General features: G+C 68.2%; 16 protein-coding genes and 1 pseudogene. 8 read left to right on the top strand and 9 right to left on the bottom strand.

Going from position 1 to position 20,452, the window contains the following annotated elements; genetic code table 11:
- Positions 1-63: 63 nt before the first annotated feature.
- From EV385_RS15735 to rho, 3 genes are all read left to right on the top strand, one after another.
- Entirely contained in the window at positions 64-501 is a 438-nt protein-coding gene (locus EV385_RS15735) for a nitroreductase family deazaflavin-dependent oxidoreductase (protein ID WP_130510135.1), read from the top strand.
- A 222-nt stretch (positions 502-723) separates the two neighbouring features.
- Positions 724-2,880, top strand: a complete 2,157-nt coding sequence (gene helR, locus EV385_RS15730; RefSeq protein WP_207230103.1) for an RNA polymerase recycling motor ATPase HelR — start codon at positions 724-726, stop codon at positions 2,878-2,880.
- 241 nt (positions 2,881-3,121) lie between these two features.
- On the top strand, positions 3,122-4,327 hold the full coding sequence (gene rho / locus EV385_RS15725) for a transcription termination factor Rho (protein ID WP_341273941.1): 1,206 nt from the start codon (positions 3,122-3,124) through the stop codon (positions 4,325-4,327).
- 189 nt (positions 4,328-4,516) lie between these two features.
- Here the strand turns inward: rho and EV385_RS15720 are convergent, their stop codons facing one another.
- Both EV385_RS15720 and EV385_RS15715 read right to left on the bottom strand, forming a co-directional pair.
- Positions 4,517-5,329 carry an alpha/beta fold hydrolase gene (locus tag EV385_RS15720; protein WP_130510132.1) on the bottom strand — a complete coding sequence of 271 codons (813 nt, stop codon included), beginning with the start codon at positions 5,327-5,329 and terminating at the stop codon, positions 4,517-4,519.
- A complete protein-coding gene (locus EV385_RS15715; RefSeq protein WP_130510131.1) occupies positions 5,313-6,224 on the bottom strand; it encodes a MerR family transcriptional regulator in 912 nt (303 codons plus the stop codon). Before EV385_RS15715 ends, EV385_RS15720 begins: the two co-directional genes overlap by 17 nt.
- Before the next feature lie 16 nt (positions 6,225-6,240).
- On the opposite strand from EV385_RS15715, the gene EV385_RS15710 reads away from it, so the two are divergent.
- The 5 genes from EV385_RS15710 to EV385_RS15690 all read left to right on the top strand — a co-directional run bounded on the left by EV385_RS15710 (position 6,241) and on the right by EV385_RS15690 (position 10,168).
- Positions 6,241-6,855 carry a hypothetical protein gene (locus EV385_RS15710; protein ID WP_130510130.1) on the top strand — a complete coding sequence of 205 codons (615 nt, stop codon included), beginning with the start codon at positions 6,241-6,243 and terminating at the stop codon, positions 6,853-6,855.
- A gap of 556 nt (positions 6,856-7,411) precedes the next feature.
- Entirely contained in the window at positions 7,412-7,957 is a 546-nt protein-coding gene (locus tag EV385_RS15705; protein WP_207229843.1) for a winged helix-turn-helix domain-containing protein, read from the top strand.
- Positions 7,882-8,490 (top strand): transposase, encoded by a 609-nt coding sequence (locus EV385_RS15700; protein WP_242624911.1) that lies wholly within the window; start codon positions 7,882-7,884, stop codon positions 8,488-8,490. Before EV385_RS15705 ends, EV385_RS15700 begins: the two co-directional genes overlap by 76 nt.
- A gap of 40 nt (positions 8,491-8,530) precedes the next feature.
- Positions 8,531-9,352: a helix-turn-helix domain-containing protein gene (locus EV385_RS15695; RefSeq protein ID WP_130510129.1), complete on the top strand. Its 822-nt coding sequence runs from the start codon at positions 8,531-8,533 to the stop codon at positions 9,350-9,352.
- Positions 9,353-9,391: 39 nt separating this feature from the next.
- Complete coding sequence (locus EV385_RS15690; protein ID WP_130510128.1) at positions 9,392-10,168, top strand: DUF2785 domain-containing protein; 777 nt, start codon at positions 9,392-9,394, stop codon at positions 10,166-10,168.
- Between the two features lie 130 nt (positions 10,169-10,298).
- On the opposite strand, the pseudogene EV385_RS15685 reads toward EV385_RS15690, so the two are convergent.
- The 7 genes and pseudogenes from EV385_RS15685 to EV385_RS15655 all read right to left on the bottom strand — a co-directional run.
- Positions 10,299-11,089: pseudogene (locus EV385_RS15685) on the bottom strand (IS5 family transposase); the annotation flags it as partial.
- 161 nt (positions 11,090-11,250) lie between these two features.
- Positions 11,251-13,392, bottom strand: coding sequence for an ABC transporter ATP-binding protein (locus EV385_RS15680; protein WP_207229842.1), 2,142 nt, complete (start codon positions 13,390-13,392; stop codon positions 11,251-11,253).
- Positions 13,389-14,324 (bottom strand): ABC transporter permease, encoded by a 936-nt coding sequence (locus EV385_RS15675; protein ID WP_130510127.1) that lies wholly within the window; start codon positions 14,322-14,324, stop codon positions 13,389-13,391. The genes EV385_RS15680 and EV385_RS15675 overlap by 4 nt, the downstream gene beginning before the upstream one ends.
- Positions 14,325-14,334: 10 nt before the next feature.
- Positions 14,335-15,333 carry an ABC transporter permease gene (locus EV385_RS15670; RefSeq protein WP_130510126.1) on the bottom strand — a complete coding sequence of 333 codons (999 nt, stop codon included), beginning with the start codon at positions 15,331-15,333 and terminating at the stop codon, positions 14,335-14,337.
- Positions 15,334-16,693: 1,360 nt separating this feature from the next.
- On the bottom strand, positions 16,694-16,987 hold the full coding sequence (locus EV385_RS15665; RefSeq protein ID WP_130510125.1) for a LysR family transcriptional regulator: 294 nt from the start codon (positions 16,985-16,987) through the stop codon (positions 16,694-16,696).
- Positions 16,988-17,252: 265 nt separating this feature from the next.
- Complete coding sequence (locus EV385_RS15660; RefSeq protein ID WP_165449497.1) at positions 17,253-18,932, bottom strand: ABC transporter family substrate-binding protein; 1,680 nt, start codon at positions 18,930-18,932, stop codon at positions 17,253-17,255.
- A gap of 455 nt (positions 18,933-19,387) precedes the next feature.
- Positions 19,388-20,443, bottom strand: coding sequence for an amidohydrolase family protein (locus EV385_RS15655; RefSeq protein ID WP_130510123.1), 1,056 nt, complete (start codon positions 20,441-20,443; stop codon positions 19,388-19,390).
- Positions 20,444-20,452: the final 9 nt, after the last annotated feature.

The raw sequence follows: 20,452 nt of genomic DNA, 5'->3' as shown, positions 1-20,452 counted from the left end.
AACGACGTTCTGCGGTTCACTGATCTCAACAGAGAGCACTGCTCTCCAAATGGAGGAGGAGACATGCGCTACCTGGCCCCGAAACGCTCGGCCCACGCCTTCAACAAGGTCGCCAAGTGGCTCACCGCTCGCGGGATCAGCCTGCTGGGCAGCCGGGTCCTCGCGGTGCGCGGCCGCAAGAGCGGCGAGATCCGCACCACGGTGGTCAATATCTTCACCCACGAGGGCGAGCAATACCTGCTCGCGCCGCGCGGCCACACCCAATGGGTACGCAACCTGCGCGCGGCCGGCGAGGGCGAGCTGCGCCTCGGCCGCCGCGTCCAGCGGTTCGCGCCCGTGGAGATCGCCGACGCGGACAAGCCACCGCTGATCCGGATCTACCTGCGCAAGTGGGCCTGGGAGGTGGGCGAATTCTTCGACGGCCTCACGGCGGACTCGCCGGACGCGGACGTCGCCGCTGCGGCCCCTGACTTCCCGGTCTTCCGCATCGCGCCGCGCTGACAGACGACGAAGGGGAGCTCACCGCTCCCCCGCCACTATCAACTTATATCGGACATAGGGGCTTGTGGCAAGGCCCCGGTTCTGGCGCAGAATCTACGGCCGAGGCCCACAACCAGCAGAAATGGGTGCTTTACCCGGACATGCACTGGTGGCCTCGATCCACCGACGGCCCGGCGCACACCGGTCGTCGGCGCCCAGATCGGAGCTGATGCCGTGAGTCCGCTGACCGCCAGCGCGTTCGACCTTCCCGACCGGCTCGCCGCCAAGGCCGACCCGTACCTGATCGCCGACGACGAAAGGCACTTCTCGGCCATCGCGCAGAGCCTCGACCGGTCGATCGCCGACCTGACCGACCGCCTCGAAGCCGAGCGGAAGGCGCCGGGCGGTATCGGCCGCCGGGCGATGGACCGCGACGAGGAGATCCGCCGGTTGACCGCCCGCCTGCGCGCCCTGCGCCGCTTCGGCCTGGACCTGTGCCTCGGACGCATGGACACCGCGGACGGCGGCGACCCGGTGTACGTCGGCCGGCTCGGCCTCACCGACGGCCAGGGCCGCCGCCTGCTGCTCGACTGGCGTTCCCCCGCGGCGGAGCCGTTCTTCGGAGCCACCCACGCCAACCCGATGGGCCTGGCCAGCCGCCGCCGGTACCGCTGGACCGGCGGCCGGGTCAGCGACTACTGGGACGAGGTGTTCACCCCGGACGGCTTCGCGGGGCATGCCGCGGCGCTCGACGACCAGTCCGCGTTCATCGCCAGTCTGGCCACGAACCGGTCGGCCCGGATGCGCGACGTCCTCGGCACCATCCAGGCCGATCAGGACGCCATCATCCGTGCGGGGTCGGGCGGTGCCCTGGTGGTCGACGGCGGCCCCGGGACCGGGAAGACCGTCGTCGCCCTGCACCGCTGCGCCTACCTGCTCTACGCCGATCCGCGGCTCGGTCACCGCCGGGGCGGCGTGCTGTTCGTCGGCCCGCACGAGCCCTATCTGGCCTACGTCGGGGACGTCCTGCCCAGCCTCGGCGAAGAGGGGGTGCAGTCCTGCACGCTGCGGGACCTGGTCGCCGAGGGAGCCGGTGCCGTGCCCGAAAGCGACCCGGAGGTCGCACGGCTCAAGGCATCCGCCGACCTGGTGCGGGCGATCGAGACGGCCGTCCGATTCTACGAGGAGCCACCCACCACGGGGATGACGGTCACGACCGGCGAGTCCGACATCTGGCTGAGCGCCGGCGACTGGGCCGAGGCGTTCCAGGCGCCCGGACCCGGCACCCCGCACAACGATGCCCGCGACGAGGTCTGGGAGGAACTGCTCACCATCCTGATCGGAAAGTACGCGGGAGACGAGCCGGAAGGCCTGCTCCGGCGTTCGCTGCTGGGAAACCGTACGCTGCGCGCGACCTTCAACCGGGCATGGCCGCTGCTGGAGGCGGCCGACCTCGTCGCCGACCTCTGGTCGGTCCCCGCCTACCTGCGCAAGTGCGCGCCCTGGCTCGACCCCGACGACGTACGCACCCTGCAGCGCGCCGACCCGAAAGCCTGGACCGTCGCCGACCTGCCGCTACTGGACGCGGCCCGGCAGCGGCTCGGCGACCCGGAGGCGTCCCGGCGCAGGCAGCGCGAGGAAGCCGCCCTGGCCACCGAACGCGCCCGCATGGCCCGCGTCGTCGACGACCTGCTCGACGCCACCGTGTACGACGACGGCGAAGGCGTGTGGACGATGCTGCGCGGCGACGACATGCGCAACTCCCTGGTCGACGAGGCCGTGCTGCCCGCCGTCGCCGTCGACCGGCTGGCCGGTCCGTTCGCGCACGTCGTGGTGGACGAGGCGCAGGAGTTGACCGACGCCGAGTGGCAGATGCTGCGGCAACGTTGCCCGTCGCGCAGCTTCACCATCGTCGGGGACCGGGCGCAGGCCCGGCACGGGTTCACCGAGTCGTGGCAGGCACGGCTGGAGCGGATCGGACTCGACCGGGCCAGGCTGGCCTCGCTGAGCATCAACTACCGGACACCGGAGGAGGTCATGACGGAAGCCGAGCCGGTCATCCGGGCCGTGCTGCCGCAGGCGAACGTGCCGACCTCCATCCGCCGCAGCGGCATCCCCGTCCGGCACGGCTCCACCGAGGAACTCGATTCGATCGTCGACGGCTGGCTCGCCGCGCACGCCGAAGGCGTCGCATGCGTCATCGGCGACGGTGCTTTCGTGGCGACACCACGGGTCCGGTCACTCACCCCCGAGCTCGCCAAGGGGCTCGAGTTCGACCTGGTCGTCCTCGTCGACCCGGGGACGTTCGGAGAGGGCATCGAGGGGGCGGTCGACCGCTACGTGGCGATGACCCGGGCCACCCAGCAACTCGTCATTCTCACCTCGGACGCGCGACCCTGACGGCCTTCCCGAGGAGGCGACGCCACCGTCCGCGCGGAGCGACCGCTTGTCCCTGGCGCGTCGGCACGCTACCGTTGACCCAGTTGGGTCCTGGATGTCGGCGGCAATTCCGCCCCCTGGAGCCCCGCAGGCCGAGTGACATGGACCGGCCAATCTGCTTCTCTCGCCGAGCCCAAGCGCTGCCGTCGATCCTTCGCAGCCTCGCTCCCGCGTACCCCACCTCCCGAATCAGGAGTATCCCGTGACCGAAACCGACGTGCGCTCCGGCCCACGCCACACCACCCAAGCCCGCCGCCGGCCCGCCGGTACCGGGCCACGCAACCGTCCCACGGACACCGGCAACGCGGCGCCGGGCACCGCGATCGCGGTCGACGGCCTGCTCGACATCGTCGACGAGAAGGCCTGGCTCCGCGCCGGCGGCTACCTCCCCGGCGCCGACGACATCCCGGTGGCGCCCGCCCAGATCCACGTACACGGGCTGCGCCGCGGTGACCACGTCACCGGCATCGCCCACCTGCCCAACGGCCGCAAGCCGGCCACGCTCGAGATCGCGAGCGTCAACGGCCGGGACCCGCGACGCGCCGGGAGCCGCCCGGACTTCTACAAACTCACCGCGCTGTACCCGCAGGAGCGGCTGCGACTCGAGACCGCTCCGCAGGTGCCCACCACCCGGGTCATCGACCTGGTCATGCCCATCGGTAAGGGCCAGCGCGCGCTCATCGTGTCGCAGCCCAAAGCCGGAAAGACGATGGTGCTGCAGGCGATCGCCAACGCGATCACGCAGAACAATCCCGAGTGTCACCTGATGGTGGTGCTCGTCGACGAACGGCCCGAAGAAGTGACCGACATGCAGCGCTCGGTGCGCGGCGAGGTCATCGCGGCCACGTTCGACCGTCCACCGACCGACCACACCGCACTGGCCGAGCTCGCCATCGAACATGCGAAGCGCCTCGTCGAGGACGGCCGCGACGTGGTCGTGCTGCTCGACTCGATCACCCGGCTCGGCCGTTCCTACAACCTGGCGGCGCCGGCGCGCGGGCGCACGTTGTCCGGCGGCATCGACACGACCGCGCTCCACCCACCCAAGCGGTTCCTCGGCGCCGCGCGCAACATCGAGAACGGCGGCTCGCTGACCATCATCGCGACGGCTCTGGTCGACACCGGGTCCGCCATGGACACGGTGATCTTCGAGGAGTTCAAGAGCACCGGGAACGCCGAGCTGAAGCTCGACCGTTCGCTCGCCGAAGCACGCATCTTTCCGGCGATCGACGTCTCCGGCTCCGGCACGAGACACGACGAGACGCTCGTCGCACCGACCGAACTGGCCCTCATGTACCAGCTCCGCCGCGCGCTCAGCGGCGAGGACCGCAGACAGAGCATGCGCCGGCTCCTCGACCACCTCAAGACGACCGGGAGCAACGCCGAGTTCCTGCGCCGGGCCGCGTAGCAAAGCCCCGCGCGCAGGCCACGGCGTCGCCCCGGAGGGGCGCCCAGTACCGTGTCGCGGTGGCGCTCGACCCCGACTTCCGGCGGCTGTGGGCCGCGTACGCGGCAAGTGAGGCCGGTAGTGCCATCGGATTCGGCGCGGTTCCCCTGGTCGCGGTCCTCGTCCTCGACGTGCCGGCCAACGATATCCTCACTGGCCGACGCGCGGCTCATCGAAGAAGGTGCCGAGCGTGTCCGCGACCGCACCGGGGGCGAGGTCGACGGCCTCGTGTCCCTGACCGTCGAGTGCGGCAATCTTGGAATCCGGCAGCCTCTCGTGCAGCAGACGCGTGATCGTCAGCGCCCACGCCGGGCTGGTCTCGCCGAGAAGCAGCAGGACCGGCTGGGTTACCGCACCGGCGAGTGTCGCCAGGTCGACGGTGCTGAGGGCATCTCCTTCGCGGGGCATCGTGTTCGCCATGATCGGGAGTGGGTCGTAGGCCATGGGGGTGTCCCGCATCGCCATCACCTGATCCCTCGGCAGCCCCACGATCTCGATGAGAAAGCTACCCACCGCCCGGCCGAGCTCGCCCGCCGCGACGAAGGCATGCAGGCGCTCCAGCCACTGCGCCGGTACCGTCTGCGGGCCGGGAGGCTCGTAGAGCGCCATGCGACGCACGGGCGTGCCCTGTGCCGCGGCGCCGAGCGCACACACCGCGCCGTAGCTGTGGCCGAACACGTCGACCGGCCGGTCCGCGCGGCGGCGCAGATGCTCGGCGACGGCGCGGACGTCGTCGTACTCGGCCTCGATGCGGTAGGAACCGGCGTCACCGCTGCTGCCGCGGCCACGCCGATCCATCGCCGTCACCGTGTATCGGTCGGTCAGGATCGGCCACAACGGTGCCCAACGCTCGAGGCGGCACATTCCACCGTGCACGAGCAACAGCGGCGGACCGGCGCCGTCGGTCAGCAGACCGATCTCGGTACCGTCGGCGCTGTTGATGTACTCACGCTTGCCCTGCAACAGGGTTCTCCTTGAAGTCGTTGTCGAGCCGGCACGCGTCGCTGATGTGTCCGGCGATGGGCAGTGCGACGTCGCAGATCTCCTCGTCCGGTGCCGCGTCCGGGAAGAAGCCGAGGTAGACCTCACGCGGCGGACCGGCCCATTGATCGCCGCGCTCGGCCGCCCGGTGGAAGACCGCGTCGTAGGCGGTCAGGATCTGGGGGTGTTCCGCCTGCGCCCTGGTCAGCCGGAGATACCACTCGTCGTGTGCCGGCTCGACCCGGGCCGTGAGACCCGCCCGCAGCGCCGCCAACGGATCCACCGGGAGGCAGAACTCCACCGGACCGTCGCTGTCCTCGCTCACCTCGCCGTGGTACAGGAACACGACGTTCCCGGCGGGGACCGCATGGCGGCGCGCGGTCGTCATCAACCGGTTCGCGCTGTCCTCGGCCACCGCGGCGAACTCGCCGATGGTGGCGTGGCGCTTCTCCGTGATGAAGGTCTGCTCGGCGACGTGGCGCAGATGGGGTTCGGCGAAGCCAGACGCGCTCGGATCGCCGGACAACTGGGCCTGGATGTACCGAGTCAGTTCCCGCTGGGATGCCGCACGCCGTTCGACCTCGTCCCAGTACCTACCTACCAGATCCGCCGCCTGGTCACCGGAAGCGGCGAGTACCTCGGCGACGCGGGCCAGCGGCATGTCCAGCCGGCGCAGTAGCAGCACCAACCGGGCCATTGCGAGCTGGGTCTCCCGGTACCGTCGGTATCCGGTGTCGTCATCCACCTCGGCCGGAACCAGGATCCCCTGATTGTCGTACAGCCGAAGGGCCCGTGGTGACAGCCGAGAGCGCCGCGCGAACTCGCCGATGGACAACAGCGGGTCGGTTGGGCTGGCGGCGCCGTGTGCGAACTCCATGCGACTACGGTGCGCCTTGACGCAACGTCAAAGTCAAGGACCCAAGGTCAACTTTGTGGTGGCGGGCGGGGCGCTGGGGGCTCGCGTCAGCGTCGCCGATGTCGTCTGGCGTGAACACCGCACCCACGGTGACCGTTCGACGGCACCGCCCTCCCAGGTGACCGTGGCGGTGCAACTGTCCCGGTCCCCCAAGCCCTTGTTGGTCGCCGGCCCCGCCGGAACGCTGGCGGTGTCGCACAGCGTCAAGCGGATCCGTGACTACGGCACCGGCCGGTCCATCCTGGTCGTCAGCGAGCTCAAGACGGCCCGGCCGCGCCGCGTGATGTGCCTGACGCCGGAACTGCTCGACGTGCTGTACCACCACCGCACCCGCCAGGCCAAGGAGCGCCTGGCGGCCGCGGAGGCGTCGCAGGACCACGGGCTGATCTTCCCCATCATCATCCCCATTTCGCTTGCTACTTCAGTTACCTCTGCCAGCCGATTCCCGCCAGCCCCGATGAGAACATCATCGCCGCAGCCGGCCGTGTTGAAAGGGGACAGCCCTGGCCCGAACCACCCTTGGACCAAACCGGCCAGAGCGACCCGACCGTTGGGGCTTCTTGGGAACGTCGCTTGCGCGCTCGTTCCCTAGTCACACGCATCCTCGTCGGGCGAGTTCGATCCACAGAATCAAGGGCCATGGTGACCAATCCCGCTAACCCCACGGCGTTGGAGGCGGCGAACTGCCCTGCCTGACCACCGTCCACTCGACCCCACCCCCCGCAGCGAACCTCCTGACCGGCCGAGTCGGACACTCATCCGCTTGCGCCGCGCCGGACTCGGCTGGCGACTTGCCCAACGAAGCGCCATCGGGCTAGCCGACGGCAGGCCATGACCTGTGGTGCGAGATTGATCGGTCGTTGCAACTCCATCGATGCTGTGCAAGCATCTGGCAAGATCGCATTGCGCGTTTGCACGGGGGACGAGTGCTGTCCATATTGGGCTTGACACCAACAGCCGAGGCGGTGTATCGCCAGATCCTGCAGCACGCCGACTGGGGAGTAGCCGACCTCGTCGCCCACCTCGGACTCGAGGAGCAGGAGGTGCGCGAGGCCTTAGAGACCTTTCGGGTTGGGGGTCTGTGTCTGATCCACTGTGACGCTTGTGGGTGATCGTCCCGGTGGCCGGTCCTCGGGTCTGCTGGTGGCATGCGATACGGCGATGGCGGCGGCGTTGACCAGGCGGAACGAGTGCGGCGCGAGCAGGTGCGGCGGCGGGCGGCTGTGCTGTTCGCGCAGGGTAGGTCGGCGGTCGAGGTCGCCGGGCTGCTGGAGGTGTCGACGAAATCGGCGTACCAGTGGCGGCGGGCCTGGGCCGCCGGCGGGGTCGAAGCCCTTGCCTCACGGGGTCCGGCCGGTCCGGACCCGAAGCTGTCCGACGCCCAGTTGGCCCGGCTCAAAACGCGTCTCGAGCTGGGCCCGGCCGCGGCCGGCTACCGGGAGGACCAGCGCTGGACGTTGGCCCGGATCGTGGCGTTGATCGCGACGATGTTCCACGTCCGGGTCGGGATCACCACGGCGTGGGAAGCGATGCGCCGGCTCGGCTACAGCCCGCAGCTACCGATCCACCGCGCGATCGAGCGCGATGAGCCGGCGATCGCGCACTGGCGGCGGTATCAGTGGCCGGCGGTAGAAGAGTCGCCGCCCGGCGGGCCGCCTGGATCTGTTTCGCCGACGAGTGCGGCCAGACGCTGAAGGCGCACAAGGCCACCACCTGGGCGCCCAAAGGTGAAACTCCGGTCGTGAAGGTGACCGCGAAAGGCACCGTGCGGGTCTCGGTGGCCGGGCTGTGCTGCTACCGGCCCGGCGACCACAGCCGGCTGATCTACCGCACCCTGCTCTACCGCGGGCGTAAAGACGAGCCCAAGGGGTTCCGGGAGCCGGACCTGATCCGGCTGCTGGACACCGCCCACCAGCAGCTCCAGGCGCCGATCGTGCTGGTCTGGGACGGCCTGTCGGTGCACAAGACCCCGGCGATCCGAGCGGCGATCGCCGCCAGAGCGTGGCTGCGTGTCTACCAGCTACCCGCCTACGCGCCCGAGCTGAACCCGGTCGAGAAGGTCTGGTCGACCATGAAAGGCAGCCTCGCTAACCTCGCCGCACGGACCGCCACCGAACTCGCCGCCGCGGTCAAGAACCGCCTCAAACGCATGCAATACCGCACCGGTCTGATCGACGGCTACCTCACCGGAACGGGTCAATCCCCACCGTCCCCGGCCAGACCCTGATCGCGAAAGGTGTCTAGACTGTCTCTTCAATCTCGCTCTGATGCGCGAATCGGCCGACGCACCCGGCACTCTGCACGTCATCGACCCCGACGTTGGACTCCGGGCCGCGCTCGCCCGTCAACAGGCTGAACTGGCTCGGCGCCAACAGGAGGTCGCCGCCAGCCAGGTGGCGATCGCGAACCTGATCGACGAGTTCGGCCAGGCTCGGGCAAACAGCTCCGTCGCCGCCGAACTGCTCGGTATGGATGCCGTGAATGACCGACTGGAGCACATGGCCCGAGAGGTCCAGTTTGAGGTGTTGACGTTCATGCCCGGTGGCGCTCAATCGCCGGCCGCACTCGAACGCGCCTGTCGCAAGGACACCCAGCTATTGGAGCGGCGCGTGCGAATTCGAACCATCGGGCTAGACATTATCCGCAACGACGCGGCCACCCTGGCACACGCCCGGTTCCTCACCGACGGCGGCGCGGAGTTTCGCACCTCGGCGATCCTGCCGCCGCGGATGGTCCTAGTCGATCGGCGTGCGGCGCTTATCCCACTGGACCCGGCAGACACTCGCAAAGGGGCGCTCCACGTCACCGGCTCTGGCATCGTCGCGTCGATGGTTGCCCTTCTCGAGCATGTATGGGCGATTGCTACGCCACTCGGAGCCGCATCGGATCCCGACCGGCAGGGCCTGAACGGTCAGGAGCGAGCCTTGCTGAAACTCCTCGCCGAGGGACTCACCGATGAAGCGGCAGCAACACGGCTGGGCTTCTCACACCGCACCGCCCGCCGCATGATGGCCGATCTGATGGAGCGCCTGCACGCCCGAAGTCGCTTCGAAGCCGGACTGAAGGCGGCACAACGCGGATGGCTGTGACACCAGGCCTCTTGCGGAACGAGGAACTACGCTCGGCGGATGGACTTCGCGCCGCTTCTGGAGATGCTCGGTTCACCGGATCCGGTCGTCCGCGACGACCGGGGGTGCACAGAACTGATCAACGGCCTACGGCACGGTGAGTGGGACAGCCAGCTGATTGAAATCGGCGGCGCTCTGGTCGAACGATTCGAGCATCCGGACGTGCAGGCCCGTACCTTCGCTCCGCTGGTGCTGGCGACGGTCGTAGAGCGGAATCTCGTCGAGCCGGACATCGTCCGCCGGTGGCGCGACGCCTTCACGTCGTGGTGGCTGGGGGAGAAGGATCTGCGCGGCTGGGATGATCGGCTCGGCTGGCTCCACGCGATCGCCCACGGCGCAGACCTCGTGCGGGCAATCGGCACCTCACCCCGGCTGACCGCTCCGGAGACCGGTGCGCTGCTCGCTGTCGTCGGGGCCCGGGTCACCGCGCAGACTAGCTACCGGTACGCCCAGATGGAGGAGGATCGGGTGGCCCGCGCAATAGGCCGCATTCTGAGCCGGGAAGACCTGGCGCCGGACGACGCCACGGCCTGGCTGGCTACGGTGGACGAGTTGTTCGCCAGCCGCGGTCCCGGCCCGCTGCCCGTGCCCGTCGCCAACACACTCGCCGTGCTCCGCGCGACGTACGTCATGGCCGACCGGGGCGGCGCGACATGGGGCACCGTGCTCGCAGACGAAATCGCCAAGCGGCTGAACTATGCTTTCCCGGCATATCCGGCACTGCGACGCCCCCCCGATGCCGCAGCCAGCGAACCGGCCTCCGCTCCAAGTAAGTGATTTGGCCACTTCGACAGCACACTTCTACTCGGACGCGGGCGCCGTCCAGGGCTGCGACTGCGCACGGCCGAGCGTGACACGGCGGCTTAGACCGCATCTCATTGGGGTTGTTGCTGGTCAGCAGGTTGAGGCGTACGGCGCGGCGGTAGCAGATGACAGCGCAGGCCAGGCGCAGGAATCCGAGGAAGTGGAAAGCCTTGCGTTCGTAACGGCGGACCAGGCGCCGGAACCGGCTGACCCACTCCAGGCAGCGTTCGATGACGTAGCGGTACCGGCCGAGCCGGGACGATGATTCGATGCCTCGGCGGGCGATCCGGGCGATGATGTTGCGCTCACGCAGCACCTCGCGGCAGGCCGGGTAGTCGTAGCCCTTGTCGCCGTGCATCTTGACCGGCCGGTGACGGGGCCGACCGACCGGCTGGCGAACGGGGCTGACGCCATCGACCACGTCCGCGAGCAGCAGATGATCGTTGACGTTGGCGGCAGAGACATCCGCATACAGGGCAAGCCCGTTCCGGTCCGCGACCGCGTGGACCTTGGAGCCGGGCTTACCGCGATCGACCGGGCTGGGCCCGGTCAGGTCCCCCCTTTGACCGCGCGCACGTGCATGGCGTCCACGCTGGCCCGCGACCAGTCGATCTGTCCGGCTGCGCCGAGCACGTCGAGCATGGCCCGATGCAAGGCGTTCATGACCCCGTGAGCGGTCCACTCGGTGAACCGGCGGTGGGCCGTCGGCGTCGAGACGCCGAACGAGGCCGGTAGCGCCTCCCATGCGCAGCCGCTCTGCAGCACGTACAAGATCGCTGCCAGGCAGGTCCGGTCATCGATACGGCGTCGTCCACCGCCCTGGTGACGTTTCGGGTGCGCGGGCAGCAGCGGCTGCGCGAGCACCCACAACGACTCCGGACAGTACTTCTCCACGTCGTCCATGCCCGAACAACGAATGACCTTGCCCGACAACAACCCCAAACGAGATGCGGTCTTAGCGCTCCAGAGTGTCCTCACCAGTTCCTCCACACCTTGGCGTCTCACGGACGCGACATTCTTCTTGCACCGGTCGCGTGGACGGGCCACACAGACCGTTAGGTGACCGCGGTGGGTGCCGGGTAATGGCAGGCCACCTCATGGTCCGGGGCTGGGATGTCCCGGCCGGTCAACGTCGGAGACTCATCGAGGCAGCGCCGTCGCTGATCGTCGCTGAGCTCGTTGGCGAACTTGGGGCAGCGGGTCCGGAACCGGCAACCGGAGGGGGGATTCGCCGGGCTCGGCAGATCGCCGGTCAGCAGGATCCGCTGGCGGGTCCGCTCCTTGACCGGATCTGGCAACGGGATCGCGGAGAGCAGCGCCTGGGTGTAGGGATGTGTCGGCGTCTCGAAGACCCGGTCAGCCGTACCGATCTCAACGATGCGCCCGAGATACATCACCGCCACCCGGTCGGCGATGTGCCTGACCACTGACAGGTCGTGCGCTACGAAGAGGTAGGAGAGCCCGAGCTCGGCCTTCAGGTTCTCGAGCAGGTTGATTACTCCGGCCTGGATCGAGACGTCCAGCGCCGCGACCGGCTCGTCGAGCACCAGCACTTTTGGCTCCAGCGCCAGCGCCCGGGCGATGCCGATTCGCTGCCGCTGTCCGCCGGAGAACTTGGCGGGATAGCGGTCGGCGTGCTCGGGACGGAGCCCGACCAGATGCAGCAGCTCCCGGACGCGCCGGTCGCGTTCCGGGGCGGGGATGCCGTGGGCCGCCATCGGCTCGGCGAGGATGTCGCTGACCGGCAGCCGGGGGTCCAGCGAGGCCATCGGGTCCTGGAACACGACCTGGAGGTCCCGACGGATCGTGAACCGTTCGTTGCGGCTCATCTGGGTGGTGTCCTTGCCGAGCACCGCGATGTTGCCCGACGTCGGCTTGGCGAGCTCGAGGATCTCCATGATGGTCGTGGTCTTGCCGCAGCCCGACTCGCCGACCAGGCCCAGCGTCTCACCTTCGCGGATGTCGAAGCTGATCCCGGCGACGGCCTGGAGGGTGCCGACCTTGCGCCGCAGCACGCTCCCCTTGGTCAGCGGATACTCCTTGACCAGGTCACGTACCTGCAGGACGACGGGGCGCTGTTCCCGGGGGAGCTGCGCCGTGCCGGTTGCCTCCGGCAGCGGGGCGGCGGCGAAGACGTCGGTGCCGGTCAACCCCTCCTGGGCGATGTCCTGGCTGCGATGGCAGGAGGCCAGGTGTCCGGCGCCGTCGGAGACTACGCCGAGCAGTTCGGGCTCGGTCTGCTCGCAGCGATCGATCCGCATCGGGCAGCGGGGCGCGAACGGGCAGCCGGCGGGAAGGCCCACCATCGACGGCGGGACCCCCTCGATCGGCGTCAGCCGCTGCTGCTCTCCCCTGTCGAGCCGGGGGATCGAGCCGAGCAGACCGATCGTGTATGGCATGCGCGGCTGCTGGTAGACGGTTTCGACCGGGCCGCTTTCGACGACCTTGCCCGCGTACATGACCATCATCCGGTCGGCGAAGCCGGCGACCACCCCGAGGTCGTGGGTGATCATGATGATGGCCGCGCCGGTGGTCTTCCGGGCGGTCTGCAGCACCTCCAGGATCTGTGCCTGGATGGTGACGTCGAGCGCCGTCGTCGGCTCGTCCGCGATGATCAGTGCCGGATCGTTCGCGATGGCCATCGCGATCATGACCCGTTGCCGCATGCCGCCGGAGAACTCGTGCGGGAAACCCTTCGAGCGCTGCCGGGGGTTCGGGATGCCGACGAGGTCGAGCAGCTCGATCGCCCGCTCGCCGGCGGCCTCCCGTCGGAGCCCCTGATGGATCCGGATCGTCTCTGCGATCTGGTCGCCGACCGTGTAGACCGGAGTCAGGGCGGAGAGCGGATCCTGGAACACCATGGACATTCGACTGCCGCGGATTCGGGAGATCTGCTTGTCTCCGAGGCCGAACAGCCGCTGGCCTTGGAAGGTCGCGGAGCCGGTGATCGTGGCGGTGGACGGCAGCAGGCCCATGACGGCCAGCGACGAGACCGACTTACCCGAGCCGGACTCGCCGACGATGCCGAGCACCTCGCCGGGGCGTACGTCGTAGCTGATTCCCCGGACGGCGGTCAGCGGGCCGGCCGGGCTGCGGAACGTCACCGACAGATCTTCGACCCTCAGCAGGGGCTCGACGCCGTCGGATCCGAGGTTCGCGGCGGGCCTGGGAACCCCGGCCACCATCGCGTCGGTCACTTCGCACCTTCGATCTCGGAGTTCGGGTCCAACGCGTCACGCAGGCCGTCGCCCACCAGGTTGACGGCAAGTACGAGCAGTACGAGGACTCCCGCGACGAAGTAGAACTGCCACCAGTTGGTCAGCGCCGCGCCGGCGCCGTCGGCGATGAGGGTGCCGAGAGAGACGTCCGGCGGCTGCACGCCGAAGCCGAAGAAGGACAGCCCGACCTCGGCCAGAATGATGCTGCTGACGCCGACGGTCGCGTCGATGATCAGGAACGACGCCATGTTCGGCAGGATGTGCCGCAGGATGATCTTCCAGCCGGGTACCCCCATGAAGCGGGCGGCCTGGACGAACTCGCGCTCTCGCAGCGACTGCGTCATCCCGCGAACCACCCGAGCGGTGATCATCCACTGGAAGCCGGCCAGCAGCACGATGAACATCAGCCAGCTGCCGTCCCGCAGAGCGGTCGAGAAGATCGCGATGATCAGGAACCCGGGCAGAACCAGCATCAGGTCGGTGACCAGCCGAACCACCACATCCGTGGCGCCTCGGAAGTAGCCGGCGAAGGCGCCGGCCACGGCGGCCAGGGCTGTCGAGAGCAGTGCCCCGAGGAGACCGATGACCAGTGACTTCTGCAGGCCACGCAGTGTGCGGGCGTAGACGTCGCCGCCGGTCTGGTAAGTGCCGAACCAGTGCGCAGGACTCGGCGGTGACTGGAAGGCCTCGAAGTCCAGCTGGTCGTACTTCCAGGAGTAGAACACCGGTCCGAGGTAGGCGAGGGCGATCAGTAGCACGACGAGCACCAGGCCGAAGACAGCTAGCCGTGGGCGCAGGAAGCGCCGGAGTACCAGGCGGTTACGGGAGACGGGGCGGCTCGGCTGCGGACCGCCATCCGCAGGATCGGTGCTGACCGATCCGGCGGCGACGGAGTCGGTGTGGACAGTCATCTCGGCCTCCTCAACTCGTCCGGACCCGCGGGTCCAGCGCCGCATAGACCACGTCGGAGAGCAGGCCGGCGATCAGGACCAGCGCGGCGACGAAGAGTGTCACGCCGGCCGTCGAGTTGATGTCGTTCTTGGTGATGGAATCGACGAAATACTCCCCCATCCCGTGCCAGCCGAAGATCTTCTCGGTGAAGGTGGCCCCGACGAAGAGCAGCGCGAACTGGTACGAGAAGAAGGTCGCCATCGGGATGAGGGCGGTGCGCAGCCCGTGCCTGGTCAACGCCGACCAGCGACGCAGACCCTTCGCCTGAGCGGTACGCAGGAAGTCGCTGCCCAGCACGTCGAGCATCGAGTTACGTTGGTACCGGCTGTAGAAGGCGAACCCGTTGACCCCGATCGCGAGCACGATGGTGGGCAGGACAAGGTGCCCGATGCGATCGCTGAGACCGGCCCAGGACCAGGTGTCCAAACCGGGGGTCATCTCGCCGGTGGTGAACAGGATGGGTGTCGACTCGTTCCCCGAGACCTGGTTGAACCAGATGCCGGCGTTCTTCACCAGGACGGCGAGCACCACCGTGGGGATCGACAGCAGCACGAAGGAGATGATGGTCAACGTCTGATCGGACCATCGATGCTGCTTGACTGCCCCGTACGCACCCGCCGCCACGCCGAGGACGGTGCCGAGTATCGAGCCGATCAGCATGAGCCGCAGACTGACCCACATCCGCCGGCCCATCTCCGTGTTGACCGACTCGCCGTCGACGGTCTTTCCGAGATCGCCGTGGGCGACGCCGTTGGCCCAGGTAGTGAATCGCTCGACGAGCGGTGTCTTGTCGTTCATGTTGAGGTCGTTGAGCCGCTGGTCGACGACCGCCGCTGCAGGGGGTGGGTTGCGTCCCTCGTACCTGCTACGCGGGTGTAGCTGTGTTGCGGCGAGGAGGTACGCGACGACAGTCGCGACCATCGCGAGAAGCACGAGGTATCCCACCCTACGCAGGAGGAACTTGCCCATTGCGGTGTTGCCTCCAGGTTGGGTTATCGATCATCTGGGCCGGACGTTAGCAGAGGGCATCGAGGGCCGCCGAGATCGACTGAGGACGTTGTCAGTGCAACGAGATTCGTTGCGGTGGCGCGGGACCACTAGGGATCGCCTTACCGAATGCCGAGCTTCTGAGCCGAGGCCCACTGATGGATCTCGATGGACGACGGTCGGGTTGCATTGATGAGTGTTTCGGACGATGAGTGTTTCAGAACAGGGAATCGGGGTTGCGGCGCTTCTCAATTCGGTTCAGATGCAGGAGCCGCTGCAAAGCTAGGTCGCGAGTTCCCTACCAGGAAGCATGCGGCACCTCCGACCTTTGTGGAGGTCGGCGAGCGGGTGCAGCAGCATCGTTGGTCATGGATCTGCCACACTTCTTAATTCGAGGAGAGCCGCAGCTGCCGAGGCTCACTGTCCCACCCGATCCGGCCTCCCGTCGCCATACCCAGGCCATCACCCCGACCGTCGACACAGCGGCGTGCTCCCTTCGTTTATCGCTCTATATCTGTCCCGGTGGTCGGCCGTTCCGGTCGGCCCGGCCCCGGTGCGCGAGCACCCCGGACCCGCCCAACTGCTGATCCTGCTGGCGACGCGCTTGCAGCGCGATGTCGCGCGATCGGCGCGACCCCTCCGTGTTCGCGTTGCGGCGGTCAAGACCGCGCAACACCGCCGTGATGACGTCTCTAAGGTGGTGTGCTTTCCCGGGCAAACCCGTCCCCTCTGTCGGAGTCCGGGGGAAGTCCATGCAGGACGTGGAAATGGCCGCGCGCGGCGAACCAACTCTCCGACGACCGAAGACGGCCCCCGACCTCAGAATCTCCACCACGCCCGGCTAACCGGACGGCGGAACGTATTGGTCATGCAGAGAATCACCGCACGACTGTCAGCACGCGCCAACTGGAAATGCTGATTCCACCGGTCCCTGGCCGCTCGCGCGTTCAGGAGAGGCCCTCCGGGCCTGTTCCACCGTGGTCGCCGCCTCGTGGACGCGGCTCTTGCAGCATCGTCCGATCGTCTGCCGTGCCACCGCCTCATCGGGCGCACCTGCATAGGTCAACCAACCCCCCTCGATGGCATTGACCAGTCCATTGTCTCTCAGAAGATCAACCTAAGTTGACCGCCGGGGCAAGACAAATGTCATGCTCCCCCGTCTGCCCCGGTCGCGGCCGGAGGCGCCTGCAGATTGGTCGACCAGGAGGGCTCAGGCCCGATGCCTCACCCCCATCGACAGATTGCCTTGCGGGGATATCAAGCTCCTCGCGGGTAGGGCTTCGCAGGCATCGCGGCGGTGATCCGCACGTACACATGAAAGTGTGCCGGAAGCAGGAGCCGGTCAGCATGCAGCGCGCAGCTTTCTGACCGGCGTCCGGCTCTGCTGGGCCGCGGCATCCCTGATGCCGTCCACCAGGCTGAGGACCGCACGCGCCGCCGGCAGGACCATGGCGCCCTCCCGGGTCAACTGAGCGCCATCAGGATGGCGGACAAACAGGCGGGTGCCGAGTTCCTGCTCCAGGCAGTTGATCTGGTAGCTGATGGCAGGCTGCGAGTAGCCGAGCGCTTTGGCCGCCCGGTCCATGCGGCCGGCCTCGACGGTAGCCACGAAGGCTCGCAGTTCACGCTCGTGCATGAGGTCCCCCGGTTCGTGTATGCGTGGTCCTCGCCGGTGGGGCGGGCCGCACACCGGACAAGAAGGGCAAGTGGCTGCCCAACCGGGAAGGGTTGCCTGCCGCTGCGTGGGTCTGCGGATTTGCGCTGAGGCGGTCCCCCGAGTCGCAACCCGACCACCTCAGCGGCTCTCCCCGTTGTCCCCCGGCTGGACGTGCCACTTGATCTCATGTGTACCGACCACCGCTGTCGCCGCGCTGTCGCCGTCCTTGCGCGTCACGTCAGGATCATGCAAGCCAACCGATGTCCTCGTACACCTTGCTTGCGTAGGCGAACGCGCCGAAGTTGACCAAGCCGGTGCGAACCACCCACACGTCGGGACGTTGATACAGGGGCAGGTTGGGCAGGACCTGCCACAGTTTCCCGTCGATTCGATTGGCCATCTCGGCGGCCCGCTCGGGATTCAGCTCGGCGGTCGCAGCCCGGAACAGGTCGTCGATCTCCGCAGACCCGGATCTCGCGTAGTTCTGCTGTACGGCGAGCTGACCGTTGGCGTCCTTCTTCGGTTCTGCGAAGATCGACTGATTGATGCTGATGGGGTAGGGCCGACCGCCCCAGGTGAACGCCGCCATGTCGAAGTTTCCGGGAATGACGTACCTGCTGAACATGTCGCCGGCCGGGACGGCGCGGACGGTGACCGCGACCCCGACCCGCGCGAGCATCGACCTGACGAGTTCGGACTCCACCTTGCTTTCCGCGACGCCAGCGGAGATGACAAGGTCGATGGTCAGGGCCGCGCCGTTCTTGGACCGGGTGGTGCCGGACAGCCGCCAACCGGCCTCGTCGAGGAGCGCGTTCGCCGCATCCGGACGATAGGCACCTATGTTCCCCGCGTTGTCCCGGTACTTCGCGTGGTTGAGCATGTAAATGCGGTTGTTGAGAACCTGTGGCTGGAAGCCCAAGGGGCCGAGCAGTGCCCGGGCTATGGCTGCGCGGTCGATCGCCATCGCGAGTGCCTGCCGGACTCGGACGTCGGCCAGGTGCGGCCTAGCGCCGTTGATGGTGATGTGCCGGTAGAACGGCGCACCGGCGCGTTTCAGATTGACCCTGCCGTTCATCTGCATTGCGCGGCTGTACAGGCTGGCGTTAGCCGCGATTTCGTAGAAGTCCGCCTCGCCGTTGGCGACCGCGTCGGCCGCCGCGCTGGCGTCGACGCCCCGGTAGATGATCCGGTCGAGCTTCGCCGGGTTTCCCCACCATGCCGGGTCGCGTTCGATGGTCACCGTGCGCGCTGTCTGGTCCAGGGCCGCGAACCGGAACGGGCCCGCGGTGGGTCCGGGCATTCGCTTGGTCCACCCATTGTTGAACGTCTCGGGATCGGAGGTGGTGGACTTTGGGTACAGCGGCGCGAAGATGGACTGCCAGTCGGTGTAGGGCTGCGCGAAGGTCACCACCACGTCGCTGTCAGTGTCGCCGCGGGTGACGCTCGCGATGTTCTGGTAGCCGTTGGAGTTGGCGACCTTGAACGCCGGATTACGGCCGTTGAGGGCCTTCCATTGCGACTCGAAGTCGGCGAAAGTAATTGGCGTTCCGTCGTTCCACGTCGCCTTCTCGTGGAGTCGGTACGTGACCACCTGACGCGGAGCGGTGTCGAACCGGGGTTCCCTGGCGAGGTAGTTCCTGTTCCAGATCGAGTTGCCGGCCGCGTCGTTGAGGTACATCGACGGCATGAGCGCGAAGATGATGTCGGAGTTGTCGCGCAGGGTGCCGTCGAGGTGCAGGAAGTTGAAGTTCGCCGGAATGTCGGCCACCGGCCAGACCAGCTGTCCACCATCCTTGAGCCGGTCGCGCGCCGTCGGGGTGACGTCGTTGGTAACGGACTTCCCCGGCGTGTCGCCGGTGCCCGCCGTGCCGCTGGAGCAAGCGCCGACGGCCGCCACGGGAGCGGCCGCGAAAGCGGCGAGCACGGTTCTTCTTCTCACTATCGCCTCCAGGAAGGTCTGCCGCGGTACTACGGCAGTTGCTGCGGTGCCGGGTAGTAGCAGGCCGCGTGTTGGTCGGAGAGTGTCATTGGCCGTTTGCGAGGGCTCGTCGGTACGGCACATCTGACGGGTGATGGCGATGCGTTGGCGCGGCGGGCAGGCCGGTGCGATTACCTGCGTCAATGTCGAGGTGAGCACCGGGGCGCGCTCGCGTCGCGGCTGGAGGGCGGTCCCGGACTCGTCCGGCGCGACGACGGCGAAGATGTCGGCACGGTCCGGCCGTCACGCTCCACGTCGTCGCGGCGATGGCACGCGGACCACTGGGGCTCCCTTGAGCCAGGCAGCCCCCCGCAACGGCGGCGTGTCGGTCTGGCAAGCCTCGACCGTCAGCGGGCACCGATGCCGGAACGCGCATCCTACGGAGGCGTCCGCGGACCGCTTTAACCGCGCGGTGACCGGAAGACGCGGCCACGCAGGATGATGGCGCTGGGATGGGACAACACCCGGGGGTCCCTGGTCGGATCGACGTCGTACACGACCAGATCAGCGGGCGCGCCGTCGACCAGTCCGGGCAAACCCAGCCAGGACCGGGCCTTCCAGGAGGCGGCGGCGAGCGCAGCCTCCGCCGACATGCCGCCGCGAATCAGCCACTCCACCTCATTAGCGATCGTGCCGCACGGGAAACTGTCGGTACCTGCCAGGACGAGCACGCCGGCCTCCTCGGCGGCGCGAACGGTCGCGAGGGTCCCCTCCCAACCCTTGAGCAGCCAATCCTGGCGTGCGCTCGATTCACGGGCCCGGATCTCCGTCATCCGGTTCCCCAGGACGCCCAGAGTGGGCACCAGGGCCGTACCGGAGCGGGCCATCCGGTCCAGCAGATCCTGGTCGAGATACCAGCCGTGCTCCAGACTGTCCACCCCGGCCAGCACCGCGTTGCGGCTGCCCTCGGCGGTCTGGCAATGGGCGGCCACCCGCCCGCCCACCGCATGCACGGCCGTGACGACCTCGGTCAGCAGGTCGAGGGGGAGCGCTGGATCGCCGAACTCCCAGTCTCCGATGATCTTGCACCACCCTGAGGAGGAAGCGGCCTCATCTACGGCCGCGGCGACCAGTTCCGCCTCGGTGACGTCCCGGCCGAACCCGGGAACGAACCGGCCGGGCGTGGCCAGCCAGGGTCCAGCCGAGCGCACCCGAGGAAGATCCGGATCGGCGTCGACCCAGTCCGGGATCCGCTCGGCGGAGCCCGGTGTCCGCACCAGCAACACCCCGGCCTCGCGATGGTCGGTCAGATGTCGACGCAGCGTCGCGTCGTCAAACGGGGCATCCGGCCCTTCGGTGCCCGGATGGGTGTGCACGTCCACCAGACCGGGCAGGATCCATCCGCCGTCGACAATCAGGTCGCCACCGGGCACCGGATCAGTGCGCAGGCGGTCGCCGTCGATCCAGAACGACCGTTCTTCTCTCTCGGGTAGGACTACACCGCGAACCTTCAGCATGATCAGTTC

Source organism: Krasilnikovia cinnamomea, from assembly GCF_004217545.1.
GTDB classification, from domain to species: domain Bacteria; phylum Actinomycetota; class Actinomycetes; order Mycobacteriales; family Micromonosporaceae; genus Actinoplanes; species Actinoplanes cinnamomeus.
Note: the sequence above shows the minus strand (reverse complement) of the source record. Positions and strands in the feature narration are given on the sequence as shown.

Bases quoted from the DNA above. Each gene is read 5' to 3' on its own strand.
- EV385_RS15655 (WP_130510123.1), bottom strand. From the start codon at position 20,443: ATGCTGAAGGTTCGCGGTGTAGTCCTACCCGAGAGAGAAGAACGGTCG.
- EV385_RS15675 (WP_130510127.1), bottom strand. From the start codon at position 14,324: ATGACTGTCCACACCGACTCCGTCGCCGCCGGATCGGTCAGCACCGAT.
- EV385_RS15690 (WP_130510128.1), top strand. From the start codon at position 9,392: ATGGACTTCGCGCCGCTTCTGGAGATGCTCGGTTCACCGGATCCGGTC.
- EV385_RS15670 (WP_130510126.1), bottom strand. From the start codon at position 15,333: ATGGGCAAGTTCCTCCTGCGTAGGGTGGGATACCTCGTGCTTCTCGCG.
- EV385_RS15715 (WP_130510131.1), bottom strand. From the start codon at position 6,224: ATGGAGTTCGCACACGGCGCCGCCAGCCCAACCGACCCGCTGTTGTCC.
- EV385_RS15705 (WP_207229843.1), top strand. From the start codon at position 7,412: ATGCGATACGGCGATGGCGGCGGCGTTGACCAGGCGGAACGAGTGCGG.
- EV385_RS15735 (WP_130510135.1), top strand. From the start codon at position 64: ATGCGCTACCTGGCCCCGAAACGCTCGGCCCACGCCTTCAACAAGGTC.
- EV385_RS15695 (WP_130510129.1), top strand. From the start codon at position 8,531: ATGCGCGAATCGGCCGACGCACCCGGCACTCTGCACGTCATCGACCCC.
- EV385_RS15665 (WP_130510125.1), bottom strand. From the start codon at position 16,987: ATGCACGAGCGTGAACTGCGAGCCTTCGTGGCTACCGTCGAGGCCGGC.